This is a genomic window from Streptomyces sp. BBFR51, assembly GCF_044591655.1.
Taxonomy (GTDB): Bacteria; Actinomycetota; Actinomycetes; order Streptomycetales; family Streptomycetaceae; genus Streptomyces.
On sequence record NZ_CP172448.1, the window covers coordinates 5816670 to 5843529 of the forward strand.

The following is a 26860-nucleotide window of genomic DNA, read 5'->3' on the forward strand; positions in this document are numbered from 1 at the left end:
GGCAAACCCATGAGCCCGATGCTTCAGATCGCGGCCGAGGAGATGGAAAATCCCCTCATCCCGCCGATCCCCGAGCTCGTCATCGGCCTGATCGCCTTCGTCATCGTCTTCGGCTTCCTCGCCAAGAAGCTCCTCCCGAACATCAACAAGGTTCTGGAAGAGCGCCGCGAGGCCATCGAGGGCGGTATCGAGAAGGCCGAGGCCGCGCAGACCGAGGCCCAGAGCGTCCTCGAGCAGTACAAGGCCCAGCTCGCCGAGGCCCGTCACGAGGCCGCGCGACTGCGCCAGGAGGCGCAGGAGCAGGGCGCCACGCTCATCGCCGAGATGCGCGCGGAAGGACAGCGGCAGCGTGAGGAGATCATCGCCGCCGGTCACGCCCAGATCCAGGCCGACCGCAAGGCCGCCGCGTCCGCGCTGCGCCAGGACGTCGGCAAGCTGGCCACCGAGCTGGCCGGCAAGCTGGTCGGCGAGTCCCTCGAGGACCACGCCCGCCAGAGCCGCGTCATCGACCGCTTCCTGGACGAGCTGGACGACAAGGCGACGAAGGCCGAGGCCACGCGATGAACGGAGCGAGCCGCGAGGCCCTTGCCGCCGCACGTGAGCGTCTCGACGCGCTGACGGACTCCACGTCCGTGGACGCCGGCTCGCTCGCCGACGAGCTGGCCGCCGTCACCGCGCTGCTCCACCGCGAGGTGTCGCTGCGTCGGGTCCTCACCGACCCGGCGCAGTCCGGCGAGGCCAAGGCCGAACTCGCCCAGCGCCTCCTCGGCACCCAGGTCAGCGGCACCGCCGTCGACGTGGTGGCCGGCATGGTGCGCGCCCGCTGGTCGCAGTCCCGCGACCTGGTGGACGCACTGGAGGAGCTGGCGAACACCGCCGACCTGACCGCCGCCCAGAAGGCGGGCCGGCTCGACAACGTGGAGGACGAGCTGTTCCGGTTCGGCCGGATCGTCTCCTCCACCACCGAGCTGCGCGCCGCGCTCACCAACCGGTCGGCCACCACCTCGGCCAAGGGCGAGCTGCTGCGCAGCCTGCTCGGCGGCCGGGCGGACCGGACCACCGAGCGTCTGGTCACCCGTCTTGTCACCGCGCCGCGGGGACGTAGCCTGGAGTCGGGACTCGAATCCCTGTCCAAGCTCGCCGCCGACCGGCGGGACCGGATGGTCGCCGTCGTCACCTCGGCGGTGCCGCTGAGCGACACGCAGAAGCAGCGCCTCGGCGCCGCTCTCGCGAAGGTCTACGGCCGCCCGATGCACCTCAATCTCGACGTGGACCCCGAGGTCGTCGGAGGGATCCGGGTGCAGGTCGGTGACGAGGTCATCAACGGCTCCATCGCGGACCGCCTGGAGGACGCCGGCCGCCGCATGGCGAGCTGACGCCCCGCGCGACAACAGCAGCGACAAAAGCACAGCAAGCAGTAGCAGTAGCAGTACGTACTTACGACGGCCCTGGTTGGGCCGTGCAGAGGATTCACCTCTTATTGGGGGGAGTCCCCGACTCGTGGAATACCCCCCAAGTGAAACTTCGGGCCCAACAAGGAGAGCAGGGAACTCAGATGGCGGAGCTCACGATCCGGCCGGAGGAGATCCGGGACGCGCTGGAGAACTTCGTCCAGTCGTACAAGCCGGACGCGGCCTCGCGCGAGGAGGTCGGTACGGTCACCCTTGCCGGCGACGGCATCGCGAAGGTCGAGGGTCTCCCCTCGGCCATGGCCAACGAACTGCTGAAGTTCGAGGACGGCACCCTCGGCCTCGCCCTCAACCTCGAGGAGCGCGAGATCGGTTGCGTCGTCCTCGGTGAGTTCAGCGGTATCGAGGAGGGCCAGCCGGTCACCCGCACCGGTGAGGTCCTGTCGGTCGCCGTGGGCGAGGGCTACCTCGGCCGCGTCGTCGACCCCCTCGGCAACCCGATCGACGGCCTCGGCGAGATCGAGACCGAGGGCCGCCGCGCCCTCGAACTGCAGGCCCCCACGGTCATGCAGCGCAAGTCGGTGCACGAGCCGATGGAGACGGGCTACAAGGCCGTCGACGCCATGACCCCGATCGGCCGTGGTCAGCGCCAGCTGATCATCGGCGACCGCCAGACCGGCAAGACCGCCCTGGCCGTCGACACGATCATCAACCAGCGTGACAACTGGCGCACCGGCGACCCGAACAAGCAGGTCCGCTGCATCTACGTCGCCATCGGCCAGAAGGGCTCCACCATCGCGTCCGTGCGCGGCGCACTGGAGGAGAACGGCGCGCTGGAGTACACGACCATCGTGGCCGCCCCGGCGTCCGACCCGGCCGGCTTCAAGTACCTGGCGCCGTACACCGGCTCGGCCATCGGCCAGCAGTGGATGTACGAGGGCAAGCACGTCCTGATCATCTTCGACGACCTCTCGAAGCAGGCCGACGCCTACCGCGCCGTGTCGCTGCTGCTGCGCCGCCCGCCGGGCCGTGAGGCCTACCCGGGTGACGTCTTCTACCTGCACTCCCGTCTGCTGGAGCGCTGCGCGAAGCTCAACGACGCCGAGGGCGCCGGCTCGATGACCGGTCTGCCGATCGTCGAGACCAAGGCCAACGACGTGTCGGCGTTCATCCCGACCAACGTCATCTCCATCACCGACGGCCAGTGCTTCCTGGAGTCCGACCTGTTCAACGCCGGTCAGCGTCCGGCCCTGAACGTCGGCATCTCGGTCTCCCGCGTCGGTGGCTCCGCCCAGCACAAGGCCATGAAGCAGGTCTCCGGCCGGCTCCGCGTGGACCTCGCCCAGTTCCGCGAGCTGGAGGCGTTCGCCGCCTTCGGTTCCGACCTGGACGCCGCGTCGAAGTCGCAGCTGGAGCGCGGTCAGCGCATGGTCGAGCTGCTGAAGCAGGACCAGTACCAGCCGATGGCCACCGAGGACCAGGTCGTCTCCGTCTGGGCCGGCACCACCGGCAAGATGGACGAGGTGCCGGTCGCCGACATCCGCCGCTTCGAGAAGGAGCTGCTCGAGTACCTGCACCGCCAGGAGCAGGGCCTCATGACCTCCATCCGCGAGGGCGGCAAGATGTCCGACGACACCCTGCAGGCCATCGCCGAGGCGATCACGGCGTTCAAGAAGCAGTTCGAGACGAGCGACGGCAAGCTGCTCGGCGAGGACGCCCCGTCCGCCGCCAAGTGACGTAAGGAAGGGACCTGACTCATGGGAGCTCAGCTCCGGGTCTACAAGCGTCGCATCCGATCCGTCACCGCGACCAAGAAGATCACCAAGGCGATGGAGATGATCGCCGCCTCGCGCGTCGTCAAGGCGCAGCGCAAGGTGGCGGCCTCCACGCCGTACGCGCAGGAACTGACCCGCGCGGTCACGGCGGTCGGTACCGGTTCGAACACCAAGCACCCGCTGACCACGGAGGCGGACAACCCGACCCGTGCCGCGGTCCTGCTCCTCACGAGCGACCGCGGTCTGGCCGGCGCCTTCAACTCCAACGCCATCAAGGCGGCGGAGCAGCTCACCGAGCGCCTCGAGCGCGAGGGCAGGCAGGTCGACACGTACATCGTCGGCCGGCGCGGTCTGGCCCACTACAACTTCCGCGAGCGCAAGGTCGCGGAGTCGTTCACGGGCTTCACCGACGAGCCCTCGTACGCGGACGCCAAGAAGGTCGCGGCGCCGCTGATCGAGACCATCGAGAAGGACACCGCTGAGGGCGGCGTGGACGAGCTCCACATCGTCTACACCGAGTTCGTCTCGATGATGACGCAGACGGCGGTCGACTCCAGGCTGCTTCCGCTGCGCCTCGAAGAGGTCGCGGCGGAGTCGACGACGAAGGACGAGATCCTTCCGCTGTTCGACTTCGAGCCGTCGGCGGAGGACGTCCTGGACGCCCTGCTGCCGCGCTACGTCGAGAGCCGCATCTACAACGCGCTGCTTCAGTCGGCCGCTTCCAAGCACGCCGCCACGCGGCGCGCGATGAAGTCGGCCACCGACAACGCGGGCGAGCTGATCAACACGCTCTCCCGTCTTGCCAACGCGGCCCGCCAGGCCGAAATCACCCAGGAAATCAGCGAGATCGTCGGTGGCTCCAGTGCCCTGGCCGACGCGAACGCGGGGAGTGACAACTAATGACCACCACTGTTGAGACCGCGACGGCCACGGGCCGCGTCGCCCGGGTCATCGGCCCGGTCGTCGACGTGGAGTTCCCCGTCGACGCGATGCCGGAGATCTACAACGCGCTGCACGTCGAGGTGGCCGACCCGGCCAAGGAGGGTGAGCTCAAGACGCTGACCCTCGAGGTCGCCCAGCACCTCGGTGACGGCCTGGTCCGCACCATCTCCATGCAGCCCACCGACGGCCTCGTCCGCCAGGCCCCGGTGACCGACACGGGTTCCGCCATCTCCGTCCCCGTCGGCGACTTCACCAAGGGCAAGGTGTTCAACACCCTCGGTGAGGTGCTGAACGTCGACGAGACCTACACCGGTGAGCGCTGGCCGATCCACCGCAAGGCTCCGAACTTCGACGAGCTCGAGTCGAAGACCGAGATGTTCGAGACCGGCGTCAAGGTCATCGACCTGCTGACCCCGTACGTCAAGGGCGGCAAGATCGGTCTGTTCGGCGGTGCCGGCGTCGGCAAGACGGTGCTCATCCAGGAGATGATCTACCGCGTCGCCAACAACCACGACGGTGTCTCCGTGTTCGCCGGTGTCGGCGAGCGCACCCGTGAGGGCAACGACCTCATCGACGAGATGAGCGAGTCCGGCGTCATCGACAAGACCGCGCTTGTCTTCGGTCAGATGGACGAGCCGCCGGGCACCCGTCTGCGCGTCGCGCTGGCCGGCCTGACCATGGCCGAGTACTTCCGTGACGTCCAGAAGCAGGACGTGCTGTTCTTCATCGACAACATCTTCCGCTTCACCCAGGCGGGTTCCGAGGTGTCGACCCTGCTCGGCCGCATGCCCTCCGCGGTGGGCTACCAGCCGAACCTGGCCGACGAGATGGGTCTCCTCCAGGAGCGCATCACCTCGACCCGCGGTCACTCGATCACCTCGATGCAGGCGATCTACGTCCCCGCGGACGACCTGACCGACCCGGCCCCGGCCACCACCTTCGCCCACCTCGACGCGACGACGGTGCTCTCCCGTCCGATCTCCGAGAAGGGCATCTACCCGGCCGTGGACCCGCTGGACTCGACGTCCCGCATCCTCGACCCGCGGTACATCGCGGCGGACCACTACCAGGCCGCGATGCGTGTGAAGAACATCCTGCAGAAGTACAAGGACCTGCAGGACATCATCGCGATCCTCGGTATCGACGAGCTGGGCGAAGAGGACAAGCTCGTCGTCCACCGTGCCCGTCGCGTGGAGCGCTTCCTGTCCCAGAACACCCACGTCGCCAAGCAGTTCACCGGCGTGGACGGTTCGGACGTGCCGCTGGACGAGTCGATCACCGCGTTCAACGCGATCTGCGACGGCGAGTACGACCACTTCCCGGAGCAGGCGTTCTTCATGTGCGGTGGTATCGAGGACCTGAAGAACAACGCCAAGGAGCTCGGCGTCTCCTGAGCCTCGTGCTCACCGTGAGCCCCCGGGCTCACACCGGAGGGGGCGGGCGCGTCCCGCCCCCTCCGTCACGCCCCTTAGACTTGTAACCAACACCCGGCTCTCCCGCCGGGTGGTGACCCGAGGAGCCACCTTGGCTGCTGAGCTGCACGTCGCGTTGGTCGCGGCCGACCGAGAGGTCTGGTCCGGCGAGGCCACCCTGGTCGTCGCGCGCACCACGTCCGGCGACATCGGCGTCATGCCCGGTCACCAGCCGCTGCTCGGTGTGCTGGAGTCGGGCCCGGTGACCATTCGTACGAGTGACGGTGGGACGGTCGTCGCCGCGGTGCACGGCGGTTTCATCTCGTTCGCGGACGACAAGCTGTCGCTGCTGGCCGAGATCGCCGAGCTGTCGGACGAGATCGACGTCCAGCGCGCGGAGCGGGAGCTCGAGCGCGCGAAGACGGAGGGCGACGCCCACGCCGAGCGTCGCGCGGACGTCCGACTGCGCGCGGCGGCGGGACGCTGATCCACAGCACTGTGCGATAGCGTCGTGCCATGACGTCACTCAGCCGCGGCTGGGACCGGAGCCATCCGGACCCGGCCGCGGCTGAGGCAGATCCGGGTGTTTTTTCCGTTCCGTTACCTAGGAGACGAGGAGGTCGGTGTCGATGGCCCTCGCTCTGACTGTGTGCGGAATTGTCGTCGCCCTGGTGGTGATCGGGCTCTTCGTCTTCGGCCTGCGCCGCCGGCTGATCCAGCGCTCGGGGGGCACCTTCGACTGTTCCCTGCGCTGGGACGCCCCCAAGGAGGGCGACACCACCGACGGCAAGGGCTGGGCCTACGGCGTGGCCCGCTACAACGGTGACCGGATCGAGTGGTACCGCGTCTTCTCGTACTCGCCCCGCCCGCGCCGCGTGCTCGAGCGCTCCGCGATCGAGGTGGCCGGCCGCCGGGTGCCGGACGGCGAGGAGGAGTTGGCGTTGCTCTCCGACGCCGTGGTCCTGGCCTGTCTGCACCGGGGCACACGGCTCGAACTGGCGATGAGCGAAGACGCGCTGACCGGATTCCTCGCGTGGCTTGAGGCAGCCCCGCCCGGTCAGCGAGTGAATGTGGCGTAGCCACATTCACTCGCTGGTTGGGGGTCCCCCCGGACTAAGTCTGGGGGAGCGTCAATGTTGCCTAGTGCTGTCGGTTACTTCAGGCCGCTGTCGATGGCGCTCACCAGTTCGCCGTTCGCGGTGTCGCCGCTGAACTCCCAGAAGAAGGCCCCGCCGAGCTTCTGCTGCTGGGCCCAGTCCATCTTGGACTTGACGGTGGCCGGGGTGTCGTAGGACCACCAGTTGGTGCCGCAGTGCGCGTAGGCGGTGCCGGCGACGGTGCCGGTGGCCGGGCAGCTGTTCTTGAGGACCTTGTAGTCCTCGATGCCCGCCTCGTACGTGCCGGTCGCCGGGCCGGTCGCGGTGCCGCCGGGGGCGGACTGGGTGACGCCGGTCCAGCCGCGGCCGTAGAAGCCGATGCCGAGCAGCAGCTTGTCGGAGGGCACGCCCGCCGCCTTGAACTCGGCGATCGCCTCGGCGGAGTTGAAGCCCTGCTGCGGGATGCCGTCGTACGAGGTCAGCGGCGAGTGCGGGGCGGTGGGACCGTTCTTCGCCCAGGCGCCGAAGAAGTCGTACGTCATCACGTTGTACCAGTCGATGTACTGCGCGGCGGTGCCGTAGTCGGCGGCCTCGATCTTGCCGCCGTCGGAGGCGTCGGCGGTGACGGCCGCGGTGACCAGGTCATTGCCGAACTCGGTGCGCATGGCCTTCATCATGGAGCTGAAGGCGTTCTTGCCGCTGGTGGTGTCACAGCTGAGACCACAGGCGTTCGGGTACTCCCAGTCCAGGTCGATGCCGTCGAAGACGTCGGCCCAGCGCGGGTCCTCGACCAGGTCGTGGCAGGACTTCGCGAACGCGGCCGGGTTCTTCACCGCGTCGGGGAAGCCGCCGGACCAGGTCCAGCCGCCGAAGGACCAGATGACCTTGATGTTCGGGTACTTGGCCTTCAGCTTGCGCAGCTGGTTGAAGTTGCCGCGCAGCGGCTGGTCCCAGGTGTCGGCGACGCCGTCGACGGACTGGTCGGCGGTGTAGGCCTTGTCGTAGTCGGCGTAGGCGTCGCCGATGGTGCACTTGCCGCCCTGGACGTTGCCGAAGGCGTAGTTGATGTGCGTGATCTTCTCGGCGGAGCCGGAGGTGACCAGGTTCTTCACGTGGTAGTTGCGCCCGTAGACGCCCCACTCGGTGAAGTAGCCGAGCTTGACCGCGTCGCCGCCGCCCGGGTTGCCGTCGTCGCCGCCGGTGGTGCGGACCTTGACCGCGCCGCTGGCCGGGCCGGTCTGGTCGGCGGTGTCGCGGGCCTGGACCGTGTACGAGTAGTCGGTGCCCTTGGTCAGGCCGGTGTTGGTGTAGGTGGTGCCGGTGACGGTGGCGACCTTCGCGCCGTCACGCAGGACGTCGTAGTTCTTGATGCCCTTGTCGTCGGTCGCCGCCGACCAGGAGAGCTTCACCGAGGTGTCGGTGATGTTCGAGGCGGTGGGCGTGCCGGGCGCGGAGGGGGCCGCGTCACCGGGGACCGAGGTGCCGTCGCAGCTGCCGCCGTTGAGCTTGCAGTTGGACGGGGAGCCGGGGCCGCTGCCGTTGAAGCCGAAGGAGACCGAGGCGCCGGGGGCGAGCGTCCCGTTCCAGCCGACGTTCTTGGCGGTCCAGTGGTCCGCGGAGTTGGTGACCGTGGCGTCCCAGGCGGAGGTGACCTTGGTGCCGGAGGGGAAGTCCCACTCGACGGTCCAGGAGTTGATGGTGGTGGTGCCGGTGTTCTTCACCGTCCAGTTGCCGCCGAAGCCCGTGCCCCAGTCCGAGGTCTTGGCGAAGGTGGCCGTCGCGCTGGTGGCCGCCTGGGCCGGGCTCGCGAGGCCGACCAGACCGGCCAGCGGGAGCGACAGGGTCGCGAGAAGTGCCGCGGCTCTGTGTCTGAAGCGCATGGTGCGCCTCCTTATGTGGGGTTGTCGGCGCGGGCCGACTGAGCCGGCGGCCCGCAGTGCGGCGAGAATAGAAAGGTCTGGACCTTAGGTCAATAGGTCTGGACCAGTGCCCACGGCCAGTGATTGAGGGAGGTACTAGATCCCCAACTCCTGCGCCAGCACCGCCGCTTGCACCCGACTGCGCAACCCGAGCTTCCCCAGCAGTCGGCTGACGTGCGTCTTCACCGTGGCCTCCGCCATGTCCAGCCGCTCGGCGACCGCGGCGTTGGACAGTCCCTCGCCGAGACAGGACAGGACCTCGCGCTCACGCCGGGTCAGGTCCCGCAGCACCGCCGGATCGGCGGCCGGCTCCCGCACCGGCTTCGCCGCGAACTCGGCGATCAGCCGCCGGGTGACCGCCGGGGCGACGATGCCCTCGCCGCCCGCCACCGTGCGCACGGCCGTCAGCAGGTCCCTGGCGTCGGTGTTCTTCAGCAGGAAGCCGGCGGCGCCCGCCCGCAGCGCCCCGAAGACGTACTCGTCCAGGTCGAAAGTGGTCAGCACCAGCACGTCGGCGAGGCCCTCCCCGACCACCAGCCGGGTCGCCGACACACCGTCGAGGCGGGGCATCTGAACGTCCATCAGCACCAGGTCCGGCCGCAGCTCGCGGGCCAGTGCCACCGCCTGCTCGCCGTCCGCTGCCTCCCCGACCACCTCGATGTCCGGCGCGCTGCCCAGGATCAGCACCAGCCCCGCGCGGACGGCGGACTGGTCCTCGGCGACGAGGACGCGGATCATGCGAGGTCTCCTTCGGTCAGGGGCAGGGTGGCGCGTACGGCCCAGATCTTGCCGCCCGCCGAGTCGGGGTCCGAGTCCGTGTCCGTCACCGCTCCGGCCTCGAACGTGCCGTGCAGCAGCGCGGCCCGCTCCCGCATGCCGACCAGACCGGCGCCGGAACCGGGGGCACGGGGGGTGTCCCGGTCGCCGTAGGGGCTGGTCACCCGGACCCGCAGGGCGTTGTCGTCATCGCGGGCGAGCAGGACCCGGACCGGTCCCTTCGAGGCGTGCTTGAGCGCGTTGGTGAGCGACTCCTGCACGATCCGGTACGCGGCCAGCTCGACCGGCGCGGGCAGGTTCTCGCCGGGCGCCGCGTCCAGCGTGACGTCGAGTCCGTTGGCGCGGGCGCCCTCGACCAGCGCGCCGAGCCCGTCGAGGGTGGGGGCGGCGGCGGGCTCGGTGTCGCCGCCCTCGTCCCGCAGGATGCCGATGAGGCGTCGCATTTCGGCCAGTCCCGCCACGCTGTTCTCGCGGATCACGCCGAGCGCCTGCCGGGTGGTCGCCGCGTCGTCCAGGGAGAGCGCGGCGGTGGAGTGGATGGCGATCGCGGAGAGGTGGTTGGCGACCATGTCGTGCAGCTCGCGGGCCATCCGGGAGCGTTCCGCCGTCACCGCCTGGGCCCGGTCCATCTCGGCCAGCAGCGCGGTCTGTTCGGCCCGCAGCAGGGCGGCGTCGGCGGCCTCGCGGTGGTTGCGCACGATCAGACCGGTGGAGGCGGGCGCGAAGGACACCACCCCCACGGCGACGCCGATCAGCAGCGCCTCGGGCACCCGCAGCACCGCGTACGGCACCACCGTCCCGGCCACCGTGAGCAGCCCGGTGATCCACGGGATGCGGCGGGCCGAAGAGGGCGGGCCGTACAGGACGGCGGCGTACATCAGGTCGGTGTACATGAGCAGCGTGACGAGATTGCCCTGCGTGAGCGTGTCCGCGACGATCGCGGCGGTGCCGATCAGCAGGCCGGTGCGCGGAGCCTTCCGGCGCAGCAGCTCACAGCCCGCCATGACGACCAGCGGGGCCAGCAGCGGCCAGCGGCCGTCGAACAGCACGGCAGGCTCGTCGGCGGGCCGCATCCCCAGCCCGATGGCCCACAGCAGCAGCCCGCCGAGCAGTCCGCCCACGGCGACGTAGACGTCGAAGCGGTGCGGACGGGGGAGTCGTACGGCCATGCCACCATCCAACACGGCCCTCGCCCCGCCCGCCTGATCCCGGGGAAGGGTCCCGCACTGCATCTTTCGATGTACCGGAGGTTCGTCACCGGTGACGACGAAGGCGGCTCATTGCGACGGGAGCCTGGAAGGGTGAGGGAAGGGAGTACGTCGTGGTCGTCACGTTGATCATCGCCTGTGAGATCGCCTTCTGGGTGCTGCTGGCGCTCGGGCTGGGCGCCCGCTACCTGCTGAAGTGGCGGCGCACCAGTGTGTTCCTGCTGCTGTGCGAGCCCGTGCTCGAACTGGTGCTGTTCGCCGTGACGGCGTGGGACCTGAAGAACGGGGCCGAGCCGAGCTGGGAGCACGGGGTGGCCGCGCTGTACATCGGCTACACGGTCGGATACGGCCACTACACGATCCGCTGGCTCGACGGCCACGCCGCCCACCGCCTGGGCGGGGGCCCGCCACCGCCGAAGCCGCCGCGCCACGGGCTGCCCCGGGCCGCCCACGAGGGCCGGATGTGGCTGCGGACCGTGGTGGCCGCCGCCGTGGCGTGGGCGCTGCTCCTTGCGGCGACCTGGTACGTCGGTGACGGGGGCGACAACTCGTCCCTGGAGGCCTGCCAGGGGGTGGTGCTGAAGGCCGTCGCCATCCACGGCCTGATCGCCCTCACGTACCTGGTCTGGCCGAAAAAGGCCCCCGCGGGTACGGCCGCCTCCGCTGGTACGGCCGAGCGGCAGGAGCCCTCCGAGACCACCCGGGCGAGGTCCTAGCGCTCCCCGCCCGGTACCCACAGCACGTCGCCGACCTCCTTGTTGGCGACGCGGGCCAGGATGAAGAGCAGGTCGGAGAGCCGGTTCAGGTAGGTCGCGGTGAGCGGGTTCATCGTCTCGCCGTGGGCCTCCAGCGCCGCCCACGTCGAGCGCTCGGCCCGGCGGACCACCGTGCACGCCTGGTGCAGCAGGGCGGCGCCGGGGGTGCCGCCGGGGAGGATGAAGGAGCGGAGCTTCTCCACCTCGGCCAGGTGGCGGTCGCAGTCCGCCTCCAGCTTGTCGACGTAGAAGTGCTCGACCCGCAGCGGCGGGTACTCCGGGTTCTCCACCACCGGCGTGGAGAGGTCCGCGCCCACGTCGAACAGGTCGTTCTGGACGCGGACGAGGACCTTGACGACCTCCTCGCGCAGGCCGCCCAGTGCGATCGCCGTGCCGATCACCGCGTTCGCCTCGTTGGCGTCGGCGTACGCCGAGATCCTGAGGTCGGTCTTGGGGACCCGGCTCATGTCACCGAGGGCGGTGGTGCCCTGGTCGCCGGTCCGGGTGTAGATGCGCGTCAGGTTGACCATGAGGTCAGCGTAGTTACGCCCCGGCCGTACGGAAGACACGTGTGCCGACCGTCACGGCCAGCGCGGTGAGGGCGACGGCGGCCAGGACGCCGTACAGCATGTGCGCCGTCGCGTACGAGCCGACGTACGCGTCCCGCACCGCGTCCACCAGATAGCGGAACGGCATCAGGTGCGACAGCACGTCCAGCCACGCCGGGCCCAGGGTCATCGGGAGCATCAGGCCGGACAGCAGCATCGACGGCATCGTCAGCGCGTTGATCGTGGGCCCGAACTCCTGCGGCGTACGGACCTTCATCGCCAGCGCGTACGACAGCGAGGCCAGCGAGACCGTGAGCAGGGCGACGAACGCGAAGCCGATCAGCACGCCGGGCAGTGGTGCGCGCAGGCCCATCACCACGGCCGCCAGCACCAGCAGCACCGCCTGGAAGGCGAAGACGGTGGCGTCCCGCAGCACCCGGCCCAGCAGCAGCGCCAGCCGGCTGACCGGCGTGACCCGCATCCGCTCGACCACCCCCTGGCTGTTCTCGATGATGATGGAGAATCCCGCGAAGGAGGCGCCGAACAGGCCGAGTTGCAGCAGCAGTCCGGGCACGAGCACCTGCCAGGAGCTGCCCTGCCCGCCGAGCGGCAGCTCGGTCAGCAGCGGGCCGAAGAACAGCAGGTACAGCAGCGGCATCAGCACGCCGAACAGCAGCGCGAAGCGGGAGCGCAGGGACTGGCGCAGATAGCGGCCGTAGATGAGCGCGGTGTCGTGGAGCAGCATCGGGTCGGATCCTCGGTCTTCGGGTCTTCGGGTCTTCGGGTCTTCGGGTCTTCGGGTCTAAGGGGGCTTGGGGGCTTGGGGTCTGTCAGGGCGCTATACGGCGACGGGGGCGGCGTCGGCCGGCGCGGCGCTGCGGCCCGTGATGGCGAGGAAGGTGTCCTGGAGCGGGGCGTCGAGCGAGCCGCCGTACTCGAGCTTCAGCGCGGCCGGGGTGCCCTCGGCGACCACCACACCGCCGTCCACGACGATCAGGCGGTCGGAGAGGGCGTCGGCCTCGTCGAGGTAGTGGGTGGTGAGGAAGACCGTCGTGCCGTGCACGTCGCGCAGCCGGCGGACCAGGTCCCACAGGTCGGCGCGGCTGCCCGGGTCGAGGCCGGTCGTCGGCTCGTCCAGGAAGAGCACCTTCGGGCGGTGCGTGAGGGCCATCGCGATGTCCAGCCGCCGCCGCTGACCGCCCGAGAGCGCGCCGCACCTGCGGTCCAGCAGCTCGGTCAGGTCCAGGTCGCGGGCCAGCTCCCCGGCGCGCTCGACGGCCCGCGCCCGGGGGAGCCGGTACAGGCGGCCCTGGGTGACCAGCTCCTCCCGCACGGTGATCTGCGTGTCCACCCCGCCCGACTGCGCCACGTACCCGCAGGCCCGGCGCACCCCGGCCGGGTCGGACACCAGGTCGTGACCGGCGACGGTGGCCGCGCCGCCGGTGGGGGCGAGCAGCGTCGTGAGCATCCGCAGGGTGGTGGTCTTGCCGGCGCCGTTGGGACCCAGGAAGCCGAGGATCTCGCCCTCGCGGACGGTCAGGTCGATGCCCCGCACCGCCTCGACCGGGCCGCGCTTGGTCGCGAAGGTCCGGGCCAGTCCCGCCGTACTGATGATTGCCATGCGTTCCAGAAAAACAGAGTGACTTGAATTTTGCAACGTCCCCAAGTTTTCATCGGCACCAGGGAAGCTTAGGATGACGGCATGGCCGAGGGACTCAGGGAACGGAAGAAGCGGCAGACCCGGCAGTACATCTCGGATGTCGCCACGGGGCTGTTCCTGGAGCGCGGTTTCGAGGCGGTGACGGTCGCCGAGGTCGCCCAGGCCGCGGACGTCTCCGTCAACACCGTCTACAACTACTTCCCGGCCAAGGAGGACCTCTTCCTCGACCGCTCCAAGGGTGTGATCGACCGGCTCTCCCGCTGGGTGCGGGGGCGGCCCGACGGTGAGTCCGCCGCGGGCGCCGTCCTGCGGGAGCTGCGCGACGAGGTCGAGTCGGTGTCCCCGCGCGTCGGCCTGATGGACGGATACGCCCGGTTCATGAAGGTCGTGCACGAGTCGCCCGCCCTGCGGTCCAGGATGTGGGCCATCGGCCAGGAGGTCCTCGTCAACCTGGAGGTGACCCTCAGGGACGAGACCGGCGCGTCGGCCGACGATCCGGTGCCCGCCCTGATGGCCGGTCAGATCAACTGGCTGCACGGCACCGTGATGATGACCATCGGGCAGCGCATGGTCGCCGGTGGCAGGCCCGCCGAGGTCTCCCGCGACACGCTCCTGCTGCTGGACGAGATGGAGGAGCTGTTGAGCGAGAAGGTGCTCAACTACGCCGTACGAGGCGCGCAGTGACACCCGAATGGCAGCCCGCGGTGTGATGTCCGTCATGTGAGACGTGACGCGCGTTACTAACCGGTCACACAGCCCCTCACTCCCGCTAATCTCCGGCCGAGAGGACAGGGTCGTCGGACAGGCCCTCAAGGACAGCCTGTATCAGGGGAGTCGCACAGTGGCACGCAAGCTCGCCGTCATCGGAGCCGGTCTCATGGGATCCGGCATCGCCCAGGTCTCCGCACAGGCGGGCTGGGACGTCGTCCTGCGGGACGTCACCGACGAGGCGCTGCGGCGCGGGACCGACGGCATCAGGGCCTCCTACGACAAGTTCGTCGCCAAGGGGAAGCTCGCCGCCGACGACGCCGAGGCCGCCCTCGCGCGCATCACCGCGACCACCGACCTGGACGCGGCCGCCGACGCGGACGTCGTCGTCGAGGCCGTCTTCGAGAAGCTCGAGGTCAAGCACGAGATCTTCCGCGCGCTCGACAAGCTGGTGAAGGACGGGGCGATCCTCGCGTCCAACACCTCCGCCATCCCGATCACCAAGATCGCGGCCGTGACGGAGCGCCCCGAGCGGGTCGTCGGCACCCACTTCTTCTCGCCGGTCCCCATGATGCAGCTGTGCGAGCTGGTGCGCGGCTACAAGACCAGCGACGAAACGCTCGCCACCGCCCGGGAGTTCGCCGAGTCCACCGGCAAGACCTGCATCGTCGTCAACCGCGACGTCGCCGGTTTCGTGACCACCCGTCTCATCTCCGCCCTCGTCGTCGAGGCCGCGAAGCTGTACGAGTCGGGCGTCGCCACCGCCGAGGACATCGACCTCGCCTGCAAGCTGGGCTTCGGCCACGCCATGGGACCGCTGGCCACCGCCGACCTGACGGGCGTCGACATCCTGCTGCACGCCACGGGCAACATCTACACCGAGTCCCAGGACGAGAAGTTCGCCCCGCCGGAGCTGATGCGCCGGATGGTGGACGCCGGTGACATCGGCCGCAAGAGCGGGCAGGGCTTCTACAAGCACTGAGGTCACATCAGCCCCGGAAAACGTCACACGCCGGGGTGAATTCGGTATCGGTTCGCTTACAGGCGGCAACCTCCGGTCGTTTCGGCCAGTCAGAGGGTGCAACACCTGATATCGCCGAGAGACCACAACGCAGCGAACGCAACGGACGACGAAGAAGAAGACGCACGCCGGGGAGCGCATATGCACATCAGGGGCGACCACGTCGAGCTGGTCGTCGGGGGCCGCCTCGACGTCCGCAGCGCGGCGGACGCCCGTACGGTCCTGCACTCGGCCGTCGACGACGGAGTCGGCGACCTGGTGCTCGACCTGTCAGAGCTGGACTCCTGGGACGCCACCGGACTCGGTGTGATCATGGGAGCCCACCGGAGGGCGGGCCGCTGCGGCCGGCGACTGGTGCTGCGCGGCGTGCCACCGCAGATGCAGCGCCTGCTGGTGGCCACCCGGCTGCACCGGATCCTGGCCATCGAGGGCGGCATCGGCGTGGAGACCCTGCCCAGGGTGTGACGCCCCGGGCCGCCGTGCCCGGGCGGGCCGGGGAGACCCGGACGGTGCTCGGCGAACCGTCCGACAATCACCCGACACACGCAATCCTCACGAGACCGTGACGTCTCGGACGGGTCGGCACCCCGGACTGTCGGACATACTGAGCGAAGGTTTAGGGTCTGGCTGCCCGCCCACTTGCAACCCACCGGCGGGCCCGGACCAGAAGCGACAGCGCGGTGTGCGGCAAGGCCGGGAGGGTGGTCCCGACCGGGGCCCTGCACACGACGCTTTTGGGGGGCTTGAACCTATGGACCCGAACAACCGGGGACCTGAGGAGTACGGCCAAGACGGCGACCACCAGGCGCCGCGCCCGCGCCCTCCCAGGGACCCCCTCACATCCGACTTCGGACAGCACGCGCCGGCGCTCGCCCGCACGGTGCAACTGGTGTCCGGCGACTTCCTGCTCACCGTCAACCCCGTCGACGGCAGCGAGATCGAGGTCTGCCCGCCCGCGGAGCGGCCCGCCCGGCCCGAGAAGCTCACCGCGGCCGAACGCGCCGACGCGGAGCGCGCCGCGAAGCCGCCCGTCCCACCGGGACCGGTCCGCACGATCCTGGGCCTGCTGGCCCGCGAGGACGAACGCGAACGCCTGGTGCGTCTGCTCGCCCGCGGCCGTTCCGTCCGGCTCACCGGCCCCGCCGGCTCCGGCCGCACCAGCCTCCTCGACGTCGTGGCCGAGGACTGCGCGGGCCTCGCGCCCGACGGCGTCATCCGGCTCAGCGGCTTCCACCGCACCGCCGACGACCTGCTCCACGACCTCTTCTACGCCGTGCACCGCGCGCCCCTGCACCGCCCGGACCGGGACGAACTCCTCGGCCGGCTCCGGGAGGTCGGCGCGGTCGTCGTCCTGGACGACGTCGAGTTCGGCGGCACCGCCCTCGACGAACTCCTCGACGCCACCCCCGAGTGCGCCTTCCTCGTCGGCGCCACCCCGGACGTGCCCGCCCCCTCCGCCGACTCGGCCGTCGAGGAGGTCTTCCTCACCGGCCTGGACCGCTCCGACGGCGTGGAGCTGCTGGAGCGCGCCGCCGGCCGCACCCTGACCGAGGAAGAGGCCAACTGGGCCGGCGACCTCTGGTTCGAGTCCGAGGGCCTGCCCCTGCGCTTCGTCCAGGCCGGTGCCCTGCTGCGCCGGCGGGACCGGGAGCGGGCCGGCGCCGACGCCGTCGACGAGTTCGGTGTCTTCGCCGACGCCCGACCGGCCGACGACACGCCCTACGACGCCACCGAGGCCGACGAGGTACCCCTGCCGTCCCTCGGCGAGGCCGCCGCGCCCGCGCCGCTGCTCGCCTCCCGGCTGAGCGCCTCCGCCCGGGCCACCCTGGAGTTCGCCGTCGCGCTCGGCGGCGAGGTGCCGCACCAGGCGCATCTGCCCGCCCTGGTCGGCGACACCCACGCGGACGCCGCCCTCGGCGAGCTGACCGACTGCGGACTGGTCTCCCCGGTCGGCTCCCGCTACCGGCTGGCCGCCGGGGTCCTCACCCAGCTGGAGAGCGCCGGATACGCCGACGGCGTACGGGAGCGGGCGTCCGCCGCCGCCCAGCACTACTCCTGGTGGGCCGGGCACCCCTCGGTCACCCCGGAGCGGGTCTGCGCCGAGGCCGACGCCGTACTGGCCGCCCTCGCCGTGCTGGTGCCGGCGACGACCCCGACCGCCGAGGACGAGGGGAGCCCGGCCGTCCAGCTGGCCCGCACCGCGGCGCCCGCCTTCGCCGCCGGACTGCACTGGAGCGCCTGGGAACGGGCGCTGCGCTCGGGCACCGAGGCCTCCCGGCTCGCCGGGGACGTCGCCGAACAGGCCTACTTCCACCACGAACTCGGCGTCCTCGCGCTGTGCGAGGACCAGCTGGACCGGGCCCGCGCCGAGCTGGAGGCCTCCATCGGGCTGCGCGGCGCGCTCTCCGACAAGCGCGGCGCCGTGGCCGGCCGCCGTGCCCTCGCGCTGGTCGCCGACCGGACCGGGGACACGCCCGGCCTGGGCAGCGGCGCGGGCGCCTTCGGTGCCGCGGGGGCCGCGGGGGCCGCTGCCGGGCTCGGCGTCGTCGGCCTCGGACCGACCGCGGGGGAGGAGGTGCCCGACGCCCGCAACGAGGAGTCGCTGTCGCCGTCCGCGGGTGTTCCCGCGCCCTTCCCGCCGCTCCAGCCGCCTCCCCAGTCCCCGACCCTCGTCACCCGCCGCGAGCCCTCCGAGGAGCCGTCCCGCACGGTTGGCGGCGGCATCAAGGGCTTCGCGCGGCGCAACCTGGTGGCCGCCGGAGCGGGCGCGCTGCTCGTCGCCGTGCTCGGCACGGTGGTGACCCTCGGCGCCACCTCCGAGAGCGACGCAGGCGACCCCTCCAACGAGGTCGGCGTCAACCCGTCGGCCAGCCAGGGCATCGACGACGGCGACCTCGGCGCGGACCGGCCCTCCGACGACGGCCAGGGCCAGGGCGCGACCGGCAGCCCGACCGACACCGGCACGCCCAGCACCTCGGACGCCCCGACGCCCACGGAATCAGGGCAGCCTTCGGACGGTCCGAGCAGTACGGGCAGCACCGACCCCGGTGACGACGAGAGCCCGGACGACCCCGGCTCACCGGACGAGCCGAGCAAGTCGCCGAGTTCGCCGACGACGAAGCCGACGTCGCCGGACCCGACGGAGAGTGAACCGGACGACCCGTCCACCCCGCCGACCGAGTCGCCCGACCCCTCTCCGACCGAGACGGAGACGGACCCGCCGTCCACCACTCCGTCCACGTCCGACACCGCCAGCGGGCCCAACACGCCCACGGCCACCGCCGACTCCCCGGCGGACACCCCGACCGCCGCGCAGAGCAGCACGGCGACCGGCGGCCCGGACCCGGCGGGGGATCAGATCATCTGAGGCCCCGCTACGGGGAACAGCACAGGAGGGCCGGGTCCGCGCGTCGGACCCGGCCCTCCCGTACGTCGTACGCGACGTCCGCTCAGAACAGCCGCAGCTTGTCGTCCTCGATGCCCCGCATGGCGTTGTAGTCCAGCACCTGGCAGCCGATGCCGCGGTCCGTGGCGAGCACACGGGCCTGCGGCTTGATCTCCTGGGCGGCGAAGACGCCGCGCACCGGGGCGAGATGGGGATCGCGGTTCAACAGCTCGAGGTAGCGCGTGAGTTGCTCCACGCCGTCGATCTCGCCGCGCCGCTTGATCTCGACCGCGACGGTCCCGCCCTGGGCGTCCCGGCACAGGATGTCGACGGGGCCGATGGCGGTCATGTACTCGCGGCGGATGAGGGTGTAGCCCTCGCCCAGCGTCTCGATGCGGTCGGCGAGCAGTTCCTGGAGGTGTGCTTCCACGCCGTCCTTGATCAGGCCGGGATCGACGCCCAGTTCGTGCGAGGAGTCGTGGAGGATCTCCTCCATCGTGATGATGAGCTTCTCGCCCGCCTTGTTGACGACGGTCCAGACGCCCTCCTCCTCGCCCGTGCCCTCCTTCAGCGTGCAGGGCGGCGACATCCAGTTGAGGGGCTTGTAGGCCCGGTCGTCGGCGTGGATCGAGACGCTGCCGTCCGCCTTGACCAGGATCAGCCGGGGTGCCGAGGGGAGATGGGCGGTGAGCCGCCCGGCGTAGTCGACGGAGCAGCGGGCAATGACGAGACGCATGGTCGGCAACGCTACTCGACGTGCCCGGCCCGGCGCGATTCGCCGGTACCCGAGCAACCCCGCACGCTGTCCCACTTCTCCCATTGGCCCCGTCTTGCGCACTGGCCGATTGTGGGCCTACCGGATGGTGTCCATCTGGGCATTCTCCTGGTGCGGTCACGATCGGTTGCTTACGGTATTGAACGGGAGGTCGCGAACTGTGTACGCAGCGTGTTCGACATCGCGCACTCCCTTAACTGTCCGGCAACCCCTGCTGGTCGGGGGTGCGAGAGGAGAACCCATGTCGCTCGACGTCTCACCGGCCCTACTCGAACAGGCCGAGCGAGGCGAGGTCGACGAAGCAGCCTTCGTCGACTGCGTCCGGACTTCCCTGCCCTACGCATGGGAGATGGTCAGCTCCCTGGTGGCACAGCTGAAGGTCGACGGCGGAGTGTTCGCCGACAACCAGACGCCCCCGCCGGACGAGCAGGCGCGCGGTCAGCTGCTGCGTGCGCTCGCGAGTGACGCCATACGCGGTGCACTGCAGCGGCACTTCGGGGTGCGGCTGGCCTTCCAGAACTGCCACCGGGTGGCGGTGTTCCCGTTGGACTCCTCTGTCGACGAGACGCTGACCCGATTCACCTCGGTGCGCAGCCAGGTGCTGAACCAGTCGCCCGAGTTCCGCGACTGCTGACGCCACGGTGTTCGCTTGCCGCTCCGTACGCGGGAGGTGCGGTTTCGTACCGGAGCGGCAAGCTCCCCGTCCCCGGCCCGCTCAGCGGAGCTGGGGGAGCACCTCGGCCCCGAGCCGCCGTACGTTCTCCTCGGTCGCCGCGAGGTCTCCGGACCCCTCGACGAGCAGGGCGAAGCGGGTGATGCCGGTCCGTTCGCCGGTCGCCGCGAGCCGGTCCGCGCACAGCCGGGGCGTGCCCACCGGGTGCAGCCCGCAGAGCAGTTCGGTGTACGCGTACGGGTCGCGCATCTGCCGGGCCCGGCCGTCCACCGTGACATGGGCGCCAAGGCCCTGCCGCAGCCAGCCCGGCATCGACTTGAGCAGGGTCTCCGCCGCGTCCGTGCGCCGGTCCGCGATCTGGCAGACGCCGGCCGAGACATGGGCCGCGCCGTGAATCTGATGCGCCGGCCGTCCGGCGGCGCGGGCGTGGCGCCGCCACAGGGCGACCATCTCCGCCTTCTCCTCGTCGCCGACGTGCATTCCGAGCAGCATCGGCAGTCCCCGCTCGGCTGCCATGCGCACGCTCGACGGGGACGTGCAGGCGACGACGACCTCCGGGCCCGGCTCCTCCGAGAGGGACTCCGAGGGACGCGGGACCACGGGCACCTCGCGGAACCGGAAGCGTTCCCCCGAGGCCCCGACGGACGGTTCGCGCAGCCAGCGCACCAGCAGATCGAGTGACTCCGGAAACCCCTTCTCGTACGCCTCCAGGCCCGCGCCGAACACCTCCAGGTCGACCCACGGGCCGCCCCGGCCCACGCCCAGCGAGAACCGGCCGCCGCTCGTGACGTGCAGCAGCGCGGCCTGCTCGCCGAGTGCCACGGGGTGGACGGTGGGCAGCACGCTGACCGCGGTGCCGACCCGGATGCGCCGGGTGCGGCCCAGCAGCAGCGCGGCCAGCGTCACGGCCGACGGACACGTGCCGTACGGCACGAAGTGGTGTTCGGCCAGCCAGACCGCGTCGAGCCCGGCCTCCTCGGCGACCTCGGCCGAGCGGACCGCGCGGTGCAGCGCCTCCCCCTGGCCCTGGCCCGGGAACTGGGCGCCCAACACGAAACTTCCAACGCGCATTGCTCTTTCCTGCTTCCTCGGCCCCGACACGGAGCTCCCCCACAGGGCATAACCGGCCGACACGTGCCGAGGACACGGCCGGGCAAAGGGATTTGCGGATTGTCTGCAGAATCGGCCGTTGTGGGCGGGCCCGAGGGCCCCGACGACTACCCCGCGCGGAGACGCTCGCGGTGTTCGGTGGCGTACGCGTACCCGTGTCCGTGCCGCGTAGGCTGGATGCCGCCCTGCTTCCCGTATAGCTCCGTGAGGTGTCCTGTGTCCCCGCGTCGCAACCGACCCAAGGAAGCCGGTTCGCCCGGCCGGAGCGCCGATGACGACGGCTCCGGCCGCTACGGTGGCTGGCAGTCCTCGGAGAGCTGGCGGGGCGAGGAGTGGAGCGTACGGCACGTGGCCGGCGCGAGCGCGCAGGGCAAGTCGTACCGCTGCCCCGGGTGCGACCAGCTCATTCCGGACGGCGTCCCGCACGTGGTGGCCTGGCCGGCGCACTCGGGCGTCGACGACCGCCGGCACTGGCACAAGTCCTGCTGGAACGCGAAGGACCGCCGCACCACGCGGGTGCAGCGGTCCCGTAACGCGCCGAAGTTCTGAGGCCGTCCAGCCGTCCAGCCGTCTACACGTCCCGCTTCTCCAGCAGGGCGAAGGCGGCGGCGAACGCGGCCGCCGTCACGCCGAGCGCGATCCACAGCGGGTCCCAGCCCGAGGGCCCGGACTCGGAGAGCGAGTTGGCGTAGAAGATGCTCATCTGGTTCGGGATCGAGTACTCGAACAGGGCCTGCTGCACGTCCGCCAGCGACTCCGAGAACATGAACAGCGCGATCACCAGCGGAGCGAGCAGGACGCCGATCATGATGGTGATGGCGCCCGCCGAGTGCCGGATGATCGAGCCCATGGCCAGCGAGAGCAGCCCGAGCAGCGCGATGTAGAGCGAGACGCCGACGGTGCCCTTCAGCCACTCCGCGCCGGTCGGGTTCGCGGCGCCGTTGCCCTCCAGCATGGCCACGTGGGCCAGCCCGACCAGGGTCGCGGCCACCAGGGTCACCACGAAGGCCACCAGGAAGAACACGATGCCCTTCGCCGCGAGCACCCGGCCGCGGCTGGGGCAGGCGGTCATCGTCGTACGGATCATGCCCGTGCCGTACTCCGACGCGGTGGTCAGCACGCCGAGCGTGATCACGCACATGCTGCCGAGCAGCAGCCCGAAGAAGCCGAGGCTCAGCGCGCTCTCGCCGGCCAGGTCGGAGGACGAGTTCGCCACGATCACGCCGGTGAGCAGTCCGATACCGACGACCAGCAGGACGAACACGCCCAGCGTCCAGATCGTCGAGCGCACCGACTTGATCTTCGTCCACTCGGAGGCGATCGCGTGCACGATGCTCGTGCGCACCACCGGGATCGGCGAGGTGTAGCCGGGGTACGGCGAACCCGGCGCCGCCTGCCAGTCGGGTGCGGCCTGCTGCGTCGGGGGCTGGGGCGTGCTCATCGGGCGTCCTCGGGCTTGGTCGGGTCGGTGACGGGCGCGGAGGCGGGAGCGGGGGCCGTGGCGGGCGGCAGAGGGGCCTGCGGCTGCGCCGCGTACGGGTTGGCGGGCTGGGCGCCCGGCACCGCGCCGGGCGCCGCCGGGGCGCCGTACGGGCCTGCGGGGGCCTGGCCCGGCGCGCCCTGCGGCGCGGCGAAGGGCTGGCCGCTCTGCTGGGGCGGCGGCGGGGCGTACCAGCCGGGCTGGCCCTGTCCGGGCACCGGCATGGGCGGCTGCGCGCCGGGCGGCAGCGGCTGCTGGAGCCCGGCCTTCTGGTCGTCGGTCGAGCGGTAGTCCACCGCGCCCTGCGTCATCCGCATGTACGCCTCCTCCAGCGAGGCCTGGTGCGGCGACAGCTCCCACAGCCGTACGTCGCTCTCGTGCGCGATGTCGCTGATCCGGGGGAGCACGAGACCGGTCACGCGCAGCGCGCCGTCCTGCTCGGGCAGCACGTGCCCGCCCGCCTCGGTCAGCGCCGAGGTCAGCTTCTCGCGCAGGTGCGGCTCCGTGTCCGGCGTCCGCACCCGTGCGAAGTCGGCGGAGTTCGCCGAGATGAAGTCCGTCACGCTCATGTCGGCCATGAGCTGGCCGCGCCCGATGACGATCAGGTGGTCGGCGGTCAGCGCCATCTCGCTCATCAGGTGCGAGGAGACGAAGACCGTACGGCCCTCCGCCGCGAGCGCCTTCATCAGGTTGCGCACCCAGTGGATGCCCTCGGGGTCGAGGCCGTTGACCGGCTCGTCGAAGAGCAGCACCTGGGGGTCGCCGAGCAGCGCCGCGGCGATGCCGAGCCGCTGGCCCATGCCGAGGGAGAAGCCCTTGGAACGCCGCCTGGCCACGTCCTGGAGACCCACCACGCCGAGCACCTCGTCCACCCGCCGGGCCGGGATGCCCGACAGCTGGGCCAGGCTCAGCAGGTGGTTGCGGGCGGCCCGGCCGCCGTGCACGGCCTTGGCGTCCAGCAGCGCCCCGACCTGACGGGGGGCGTTCGGCAGCCTGCGGTACGGGTGGCCGCCGATCGTCACGTACCCCGCGCTGGGGTTGTCCAGGCCGAGGATCATCCGCATCGTCGTCGACTTGCCCGAGCCGTTGGGCCCCAGGAAGCCGGTGACGGCACCGGGCCGCACCTGGAAGGACAGGTTGTACACAGCGGTCTTGTCGCCGTAGCGCTTGGTCAGGCCGACAGCCTCGATCATGCTCCGCACCCATCGAAAGGTTCAGGACAGCAGGGCACACGCCCCCGTAAGGGTTAGGAGGATATCCACGCTCTGACGGTTCCGTTCAAGCCCGGGCAAAATCCGGCGCCGTCCGAGCCCGTTCCGGGCGTCCCGTCCAGGCCCCCCGCTAGGCGTCCCGCCGCTTCAGCACCACGTACCCGCCGACGAGTGCCGCGATCACCCACACCGCCATGATCCCGAGGCCGCCCCACGGTCCGTACGGGACGTCGTCGTCGATCGGTGTGACCACCTGCATGATCTTGCTGCCGGCCTGGTCGGGCAGGAACCGGCCGACCTTCTCCGTCGCCGGGACGTTGCCCAGGATGTTGGAGATCAGGAAGAAGAACGGCATCAGGATGCCCAGCGACAGCATCGGTGAGCGCAGCATCGCGGCGACGCCCATCGAGAACATCGCGATGAGGGTCATGTAGAGGCCGCCGCCGATCACCGCCCGCAGTACGCCGGGATCGCCGATGGATGCCTTGAGGTCGCCGAGCATCGCCTGGCCGAGGAAGAAGGTGGCGAAGCTGGTGATCATGGCCACGACCAGGGCGAGACCCGTGGCCACCGCGATCTTGCTGGACAGGAAGGTGCCGCGCCGCGGCACGGCCGCCAGCGAGCTGCGGATCATGCCGGTGCTGTACTCGTTGCCCACGACCAGGACACCGAACACGATCATCGCCAGCTGCCCGAGGCTCGTCCCGGCGAAGCTGATGAAGGTCGGGTCGAAGGAGAGCTTGTCCTGCTCGCTCATGCCGTCGAACTCGCTCTTCGACAGCGCCGAGATCAGCATGCCGAGGGCGATGGTGACGACCACGGCGAGGCCCAGCGTCCAGACCGTGGACGCGACCGACCGGATCTTGGTCCACTCGGACCGGACGACCTGTGTCGCCGCCATGGTCAACCCCTCTTCCAGTCGCTGCCCCACGGCTGCTGTGGAGGCTGCCCCGGTGGCTGTTGCTGCTGCGGTAGCGCGCCGGGCGGCTGCCCGTCGTGCGCGTGGTACTCCACGGACTCCGCGGTCAGCTGCATGAACGCCTCCTCCAGTGAGGCGCGCTGCGGGCTCAGCTCGTGCAGCACGATCTGGTGCCGCGCCGCCAGCTCGCCGATGGTCTGAGCCTTGTCGCCGTCCACCTCGAGCGCCTCGCCGCCGGTCTCGACGACCGTGATGCCGTCACCGTGCAGGATGTCGAGCAGTTGCTCGCGCTGCGGGGTGCGGATCCGGACGTAACTGCGCGAGTTCTCCTCGATGAACTCGGCCATCGACGTGTCCGCGAGCAGCCTGCCCTGGCCGATGACCACCAGGTGGTCCGCCGTCAGCGCCATCTCGCTCATCAGGTGGGAGGAGACGAACACCGTACGGCCCTGGGAGGCCAGGGTCTTCATCAGGTTGCGGATCCAGTGGATGCCCTCGGGGTCGAGGCCGTTGACCGGCTCGTCGAACATCAGGATCCGCGGGTCGCCGAGCAGCGCGCCGGCGATGCCGAGCCGCTGGCCCATGCCGAGGGAGAAACCCTTGGTCTTCTTCCGGGCGACCGCCGAGAGCCCGACCGTGTCCAGGACCTCGCGCACCCGGCCCGCCGGGATGCCGTTGCTCTGCGCGAGGCACAGCAGGTGGTTGTAGGCGCTGCGCCCGCCGTGCCACGCCTTGGCCTCGAGGAGCGCGCCGATGTACGTCAGCGGGTCCTTGAGCTGCTCGTAGTGCTTGCCGTCGATCCGTACGTCCCCGGCGGTCGGCCGGTCCAGGCCCAGCACCATCCGCATGGTGGTCGACTTGCCCGCCCCGTTGGGGCCGAGGAAGCCCGTGATGATGCCGGGTCTGACGGTGAAGGAGAGATTGTTGACCGCCACCTTCTCGCCGTACCGCTTGGTCAGCCCCTCGAGCTCGATCATGGCGACCACGCTAAAACGGGACGAGGCCCGCTGCCACCCCAGTGACAGAAGACCTCGTCCCTGTTCCGCACTTGTCCGGCCGGCGGACGCCCCGGGTCAGCGGGACTGCTGGGCCGGGACCCCGCGGGAGACCGACTCGTCCTCGACCGACGGACCGGCGGCCACCGCGGCGCCGGTGAGGGACGCCAGCATCTCGCGCACGTTGGTCAGCTGCGCGTTGATGGAGTCGCGGCGGTTGGTGAGGGCGGCCAGCTCGCGCTCCGACTCCGAACGGATCCGGTCGGCCTTGGCGTTGGCGTCGGCCACGATGTCCTCGGACTGGCGCTGCGCCGTCTCGACGGTCTGGCGGGCCCGGCGCTCGGCGTCCGTGCGCAGCTTCTCCGCCTCGAGGCGCAGCTGCTCCGCGCGGTGCTCGATCTCCGCGAGCCGCTTCTCGGCCTTGGCCTGACGGGAGGCCAGGTCGCGCTCGGACTGCTCGCGGCGCTTGGCGAGGTTCGTCTCGAAGTCGGCGGCGGCCTGCGCGGCCTTGGCGCGGGTCTCCTCGAAGAGCGCGTCGGCCTCGTCGCGCTTGGACTGCGCGTCCTTCTGCGCCTCGGAGCGCAGCTGGGAGGCGTCGCCCTTGGCCTTCTCGACGATCCGGACGCCCTCGTCCTCGGCCTTGGACTTGCGCTCCGAGGCGTACGACTCCGCGTCGTTGCGCACCTGCTGGGCGGCCGACTCGGCCAGCTCGCGGTGCTGCTCGGCGGCGCGCCGGGCCTCCTCGCGCAGGTCCTTCGCCTCTTCCTCGGCGAGACGCAGGATCTTCTCGACCCGGGCACCGAGACCGGCGTACGACGGCTCGGCGTCGTTGACCTGGGCCTGGGCGTTCTGGGTCTCGAGGTGGAGCTCCTCGATGCGCTTTTCCAGAGCGGTGATGCGGGCGAGAGCGCTGTCACGGTCGGAGACGAGCTTGGAGATGCGTTCGTCCACCTGAGCGCGGTCGTACCCACGCCGCACAAGCTCGAAGCCGTAGGGGGAAGTGTCGCTCATGGGGTTCCTGTCGAAAGAGACCGGGTGAGGTGATAGAGGGAATCCTAGGCGCCAATGCGGTGTGTCATCG

At 70.7% G+C, this 26860-nt stretch carries 27 protein-coding genes; 14 read left to right on the top strand and 13 right to left on the bottom strand.

Annotation, left to right across the window (positions count from 1 at the left end):
• The first annotated feature begins 9 nt into the window (after positions 1-9).
• From ACGH7X_RS26740 to ACGH7X_RS26770, 7 genes are all read left to right on the top strand, one after another.
• Positions 10-564, top strand: coding sequence for a F0F1 ATP synthase subunit B (locus ACGH7X_RS26740; protein ID WP_399888995.1), 555 nt, complete (start codon positions 10-12; stop codon positions 562-564).
• Positions 561-1376 (top strand): F0F1 ATP synthase subunit delta, encoded by an 816-nt coding sequence (locus ACGH7X_RS26745; RefSeq protein WP_399888998.1) that lies wholly within the window; start codon positions 561-563, stop codon positions 1374-1376. Before ACGH7X_RS26740 ends, ACGH7X_RS26745 begins: the two co-directional genes overlap by 4 nt.
• A gap of 179 nt (positions 1377-1555) precedes the next feature.
• Positions 1556-3145, top strand: a complete 1590-nt coding sequence (atpA, locus tag ACGH7X_RS26750) for a F0F1 ATP synthase subunit alpha (protein WP_399889001.1) — start codon at positions 1556-1558, stop codon at positions 3143-3145.
• A gap of 21 nt (positions 3146-3166) precedes the next feature.
• Positions 3167-4084: a F0F1 ATP synthase subunit gamma gene (locus ACGH7X_RS26755; RefSeq protein ID WP_399889004.1), complete on the top strand. Its 918-nt coding sequence runs from the start codon at positions 3167-3169 to the stop codon at positions 4082-4084.
• Positions 4084-5520, top strand: a complete 1437-nt coding sequence (atpD, locus tag ACGH7X_RS26760; protein WP_399889006.1) for a F0F1 ATP synthase subunit beta — start codon at positions 4084-4086, stop codon at positions 5518-5520. The genes ACGH7X_RS26755 and atpD overlap by 1 nt, the downstream gene beginning before the upstream one ends.
• 130 nt (positions 5521-5650) lie before the next feature.
• Complete coding sequence (locus ACGH7X_RS26765; protein ID WP_217166575.1) at positions 5651-6025, top strand: F0F1 ATP synthase subunit epsilon; 375 nt, start codon at positions 5651-5653, stop codon at positions 6023-6025.
• 142 nt (positions 6026-6167) lie between these two features.
• Positions 6168-6617: a DUF2550 domain-containing protein gene (locus ACGH7X_RS26770; RefSeq protein ID WP_399889009.1), complete on the top strand. Its 450-nt coding sequence runs from the start codon at positions 6168-6170 to the stop codon at positions 6615-6617.
• Between the two features lie 74 nt (positions 6618-6691).
• On the opposite strand, the gene ACGH7X_RS26775 is transcribed toward ACGH7X_RS26770, so the two are convergent.
• The 3 genes from ACGH7X_RS26775 to ACGH7X_RS26785 all read right to left on the bottom strand — a co-directional run bounded on the left by ACGH7X_RS26775 (position 6692) and on the right by ACGH7X_RS26785 (position 10500).
• Positions 6692-8515, bottom strand: a complete 1824-nt coding sequence (locus tag ACGH7X_RS26775) for a glycosyl hydrolase family 18 protein (protein WP_399889012.1) — start codon at positions 8513-8515, stop codon at positions 6692-6694.
• 135 nt (positions 8516-8650) lie between these two features.
• On the bottom strand, positions 8651-9292 hold the full coding sequence (locus ACGH7X_RS26780; protein WP_399889015.1) for a response regulator: 642 nt from the start codon (positions 9290-9292) through the stop codon (positions 8651-8653).
• Positions 9289-10500: a sensor histidine kinase gene (locus ACGH7X_RS26785; RefSeq protein ID WP_399889018.1), complete on the bottom strand. Its 1212-nt coding sequence runs from the start codon at positions 10498-10500 to the stop codon at positions 9289-9291. Before ACGH7X_RS26785 ends, ACGH7X_RS26780 begins: the two co-directional genes overlap by 4 nt.
• Positions 10501-10652: 152 nt before the next feature.
• Here ACGH7X_RS26785 and ACGH7X_RS26790 point away from each other — a divergent pair, with 152 nt between their 5' ends.
• Positions 10653-11255 carry a hypothetical protein gene (locus tag ACGH7X_RS26790; RefSeq protein WP_399889021.1) on the top strand — a complete coding sequence of 201 codons (603 nt, stop codon included), beginning with the start codon at positions 10653-10655 and terminating at the stop codon, positions 11253-11255.
• Here ACGH7X_RS26790 and ACGH7X_RS26795 read toward each other — a convergent pair.
• The 3 genes from ACGH7X_RS26795 to ACGH7X_RS26805 form a co-directional block, all read right to left on the bottom strand.
• Positions 11252-11824: a cob(I)yrinic acid a,c-diamide adenosyltransferase gene (locus ACGH7X_RS26795; protein ID WP_399889024.1), complete on the bottom strand. Its 573-nt coding sequence runs from the start codon at positions 11822-11824 to the stop codon at positions 11252-11254. The two genes, ACGH7X_RS26790 and ACGH7X_RS26795, sit on opposite strands and share 4 nt — an antisense overlap.
• 13 nt (positions 11825-11837) lie before the next feature.
• Positions 11838-12587 carry an ABC transporter permease gene (locus tag ACGH7X_RS26800; protein ID WP_399889026.1) on the bottom strand — a complete coding sequence of 250 codons (750 nt, stop codon included), beginning with the start codon at positions 12585-12587 and terminating at the stop codon, positions 11838-11840.
• A gap of 93 nt (positions 12588-12680) precedes the next feature.
• A complete protein-coding gene (locus ACGH7X_RS26805) occupies positions 12681-13463 on the bottom strand; it encodes an ABC transporter ATP-binding protein (RefSeq protein ID WP_399889029.1) in 783 nt (260 codons plus the stop codon).
• Between the two features lie 81 nt (positions 13464-13544).
• Between ACGH7X_RS26805 and ACGH7X_RS26810 the strand changes: the two genes are divergently transcribed.
• From ACGH7X_RS26810 to ACGH7X_RS26825, 4 genes are all read left to right on the top strand, one after another.
• A complete protein-coding gene (locus ACGH7X_RS26810; protein ID WP_399889032.1) occupies positions 13545-14186 on the top strand; it encodes a TetR/AcrR family transcriptional regulator in 642 nt (213 codons plus the stop codon).
• A 157-nt stretch (positions 14187-14343) separates the two neighbouring features.
• On the top strand, positions 14344-15192 hold the full coding sequence (locus ACGH7X_RS26815) for a 3-hydroxyacyl-CoA dehydrogenase family protein (RefSeq protein ID WP_399889035.1): 849 nt from the start codon (positions 14344-14346) through the stop codon (positions 15190-15192).
• 180 nt (positions 15193-15372) lie between these two features.
• Positions 15373-15696 (top strand): STAS domain-containing protein, encoded by a 324-nt coding sequence (locus ACGH7X_RS26820; RefSeq protein WP_003973611.1) that lies wholly within the window; start codon positions 15373-15375, stop codon positions 15694-15696.
• A gap of 286 nt (positions 15697-15982) precedes the next feature.
• A complete protein-coding gene (locus tag ACGH7X_RS26825; protein WP_399889038.1) occupies positions 15983-18598 on the top strand; it encodes an ATP-binding protein in 2616 nt (871 codons plus the stop codon).
• Positions 18599-18680: 82 nt separating this feature from the next.
• Here the strand turns inward: ACGH7X_RS26825 and nucS are convergent, their stop codons facing one another.
• Positions 18681-19352, bottom strand: a complete 672-nt coding sequence (gene nucS / locus ACGH7X_RS26830) for an endonuclease NucS (protein ID WP_399889040.1) — start codon at positions 19350-19352, stop codon at positions 18681-18683.
• Between the two features lie 280 nt (positions 19353-19632).
• On the opposite strand from nucS, the gene ACGH7X_RS26835 reads away from it, so the two are divergent.
• Complete coding sequence (locus ACGH7X_RS26835) at positions 19633-20025, top strand: SCO5389 family protein (RefSeq protein ID WP_399889043.1); 393 nt, start codon at positions 19633-19635, stop codon at positions 20023-20025.
• An 81-nt stretch (positions 20026-20106) separates the two neighbouring features.
• Here the strand turns inward: ACGH7X_RS26835 and ACGH7X_RS26840 are convergent, their stop codons facing one another.
• Positions 20107-21135 carry an LLM class flavin-dependent oxidoreductase gene (locus tag ACGH7X_RS26840; RefSeq protein ID WP_399889046.1) on the bottom strand — a complete coding sequence of 343 codons (1029 nt, stop codon included), beginning with the start codon at positions 21133-21135 and terminating at the stop codon, positions 20107-20109.
• A gap of 255 nt (positions 21136-21390) precedes the next feature.
• Here ACGH7X_RS26840 and ACGH7X_RS26845 point away from each other — a divergent pair, with 255 nt between their 5' ends.
• A complete protein-coding gene (locus tag ACGH7X_RS26845; RefSeq protein ID WP_399889049.1) occupies positions 21391-21723 on the top strand; it encodes an ATP/GTP-binding protein in 333 nt (110 codons plus the stop codon).
• 22 nt (positions 21724-21745) lie between these two features.
• On the opposite strand, the gene ACGH7X_RS26850 is transcribed toward ACGH7X_RS26845, so the two are convergent.
• The 5 genes from ACGH7X_RS26850 to ACGH7X_RS26870 all read right to left on the bottom strand — a co-directional run bounded on the left by ACGH7X_RS26850 (position 21746) and on the right by ACGH7X_RS26870 (position 26790).
• Complete coding sequence (locus ACGH7X_RS26850) at positions 21746-22615, bottom strand: ABC transporter permease (RefSeq protein WP_399889052.1); 870 nt, start codon at positions 22613-22615, stop codon at positions 21746-21748.
• Positions 22612-23847, bottom strand: coding sequence for an ABC transporter ATP-binding protein (locus ACGH7X_RS26855; RefSeq protein WP_399889055.1), 1236 nt, complete (start codon positions 23845-23847; stop codon positions 22612-22614). Before ACGH7X_RS26855 ends, ACGH7X_RS26850 begins: the two co-directional genes overlap by 4 nt.
• 148 nt (positions 23848-23995) lie before the next feature.
• Positions 23996-24772 (bottom strand): ABC transporter permease, encoded by a 777-nt coding sequence (locus tag ACGH7X_RS26860; RefSeq protein WP_399897372.1) that lies wholly within the window; start codon positions 24770-24772, stop codon positions 23996-23998.
• On the bottom strand, positions 24769-25761 hold the full coding sequence (locus ACGH7X_RS26865) for an ATP-binding cassette domain-containing protein (protein WP_399889058.1): 993 nt from the start codon (positions 25759-25761) through the stop codon (positions 24769-24771). The genes ACGH7X_RS26860 and ACGH7X_RS26865 overlap by 4 nt, the downstream gene beginning before the upstream one ends.
• A 96-nt stretch (positions 25762-25857) precedes the next feature.
• On the bottom strand, positions 25858-26790 hold the full coding sequence (locus tag ACGH7X_RS26870) for a cellulose-binding protein (protein WP_399889061.1): 933 nt from the start codon (positions 26788-26790) through the stop codon (positions 25858-25860).
• Positions 26791-26860: the final 70 nt, after the last annotated feature.

Bases quoted from the DNA above. Each gene is read 5' to 3' on its own strand.
- ACGH7X_RS26775 (WP_399889012.1), bottom strand. From the start codon at position 8,515: ATGCGCTTCAGACACAGAGCCGCGGCACTTCTCGCGACCCTGTCGCTC.
- ACGH7X_RS26835 (WP_399889043.1), top strand. From the start codon at position 19,633: ATGTCGCTCGACGTCTCACCGGCCCTACTCGAACAGGCCGAGCGAGGC.
- ACGH7X_RS26840 (WP_399889046.1), bottom strand. From the start codon at position 21,135: ATGCGCGTTGGAAGTTTCGTGTTGGGCGCCCAGTTCCCGGGCCAGGGC.
- ACGH7X_RS26745 (WP_399888998.1), top strand. From the start codon at position 561: ATGAACGGAGCGAGCCGCGAGGCCCTTGCCGCCGCACGTGAGCGTCTC.
- atpD (WP_399889006.1), top strand. From the start codon at position 4,084: ATGACCACCACTGTTGAGACCGCGACGGCCACGGGCCGCGTCGCCCGG.
- ACGH7X_RS26820 (WP_003973611.1), top strand. From the start codon at position 15,373: ATGCACATCAGGGGCGACCACGTCGAGCTGGTCGTCGGGGGCCGCCTC.
- ACGH7X_RS26865 (WP_399889058.1), bottom strand. From the start codon at position 25,761: ATGATCGAGCTCGAGGGGCTGACCAAGCGGTACGGCGAGAAGGTGGCG.
- ACGH7X_RS26785 (WP_399889018.1), bottom strand. From the start codon at position 10,500: ATGGCCGTACGACTCCCCCGTCCGCACCGCTTCGACGTCTACGTCGCC.
- ACGH7X_RS26795 (WP_399889024.1), bottom strand. From the start codon at position 11,824: ATGGTCAACCTGACGCGCATCTACACCCGGACCGGCGACCAGGGCACC.
- ACGH7X_RS26850 (WP_399889052.1), bottom strand. From the start codon at position 22,615: ATGAGCACGCCCCAGCCCCCGACGCAGCAGGCCGCACCCGACTGGCAG.
- ACGH7X_RS26780 (WP_399889015.1), bottom strand. From the start codon at position 9,292: ATGATCCGCGTCCTCGTCGCCGAGGACCAGTCCGCCGTCCGCGCGGGG.
- ACGH7X_RS26855 (WP_399889055.1), bottom strand. From the start codon at position 23,847: ATGATCGAGGCTGTCGGCCTGACCAAGCGCTACGGCGACAAGACCGCT.
- atpA (WP_399889001.1), top strand. From the start codon at position 1,556: ATGGCGGAGCTCACGATCCGGCCGGAGGAGATCCGGGACGCGCTGGAG.
- ACGH7X_RS26755 (WP_399889004.1), top strand. From the start codon at position 3,167: ATGGGAGCTCAGCTCCGGGTCTACAAGCGTCGCATCCGATCCGTCACC.
- ACGH7X_RS26800 (WP_399889026.1), bottom strand. From the start codon at position 12,587: ATGCTGCTCCACGACACCGCGCTCATCTACGGCCGCTATCTGCGCCAG.
- ACGH7X_RS26740 (WP_399888995.1), top strand. From the start codon at position 10: ATGAGCCCGATGCTTCAGATCGCGGCCGAGGAGATGGAAAATCCCCTC.
- nucS (WP_399889040.1), bottom strand. From the start codon at position 19,352: ATGCGTCTCGTCATTGCCCGCTGCTCCGTCGACTACGCCGGGCGGCTC.
- ACGH7X_RS26870 (WP_399889061.1), bottom strand. From the start codon at position 26,790: ATGAGCGACACTTCCCCCTACGGCTTCGAGCTTGTGCGGCGTGGGTAC.
- ACGH7X_RS26770 (WP_399889009.1), top strand. From the start codon at position 6,168: ATGGCCCTCGCTCTGACTGTGTGCGGAATTGTCGTCGCCCTGGTGGTG.
- ACGH7X_RS26805 (WP_399889029.1), bottom strand. From the start codon at position 13,463: ATGGCAATCATCAGTACGGCGGGACTGGCCCGGACCTTCGCGACCAAG.
- ACGH7X_RS26810 (WP_399889032.1), top strand. From the start codon at position 13,545: ATGGCCGAGGGACTCAGGGAACGGAAGAAGCGGCAGACCCGGCAGTAC.
- ACGH7X_RS26825 (WP_399889038.1), top strand. From the start codon at position 15,983: ATGGACCCGAACAACCGGGGACCTGAGGAGTACGGCCAAGACGGCGAC.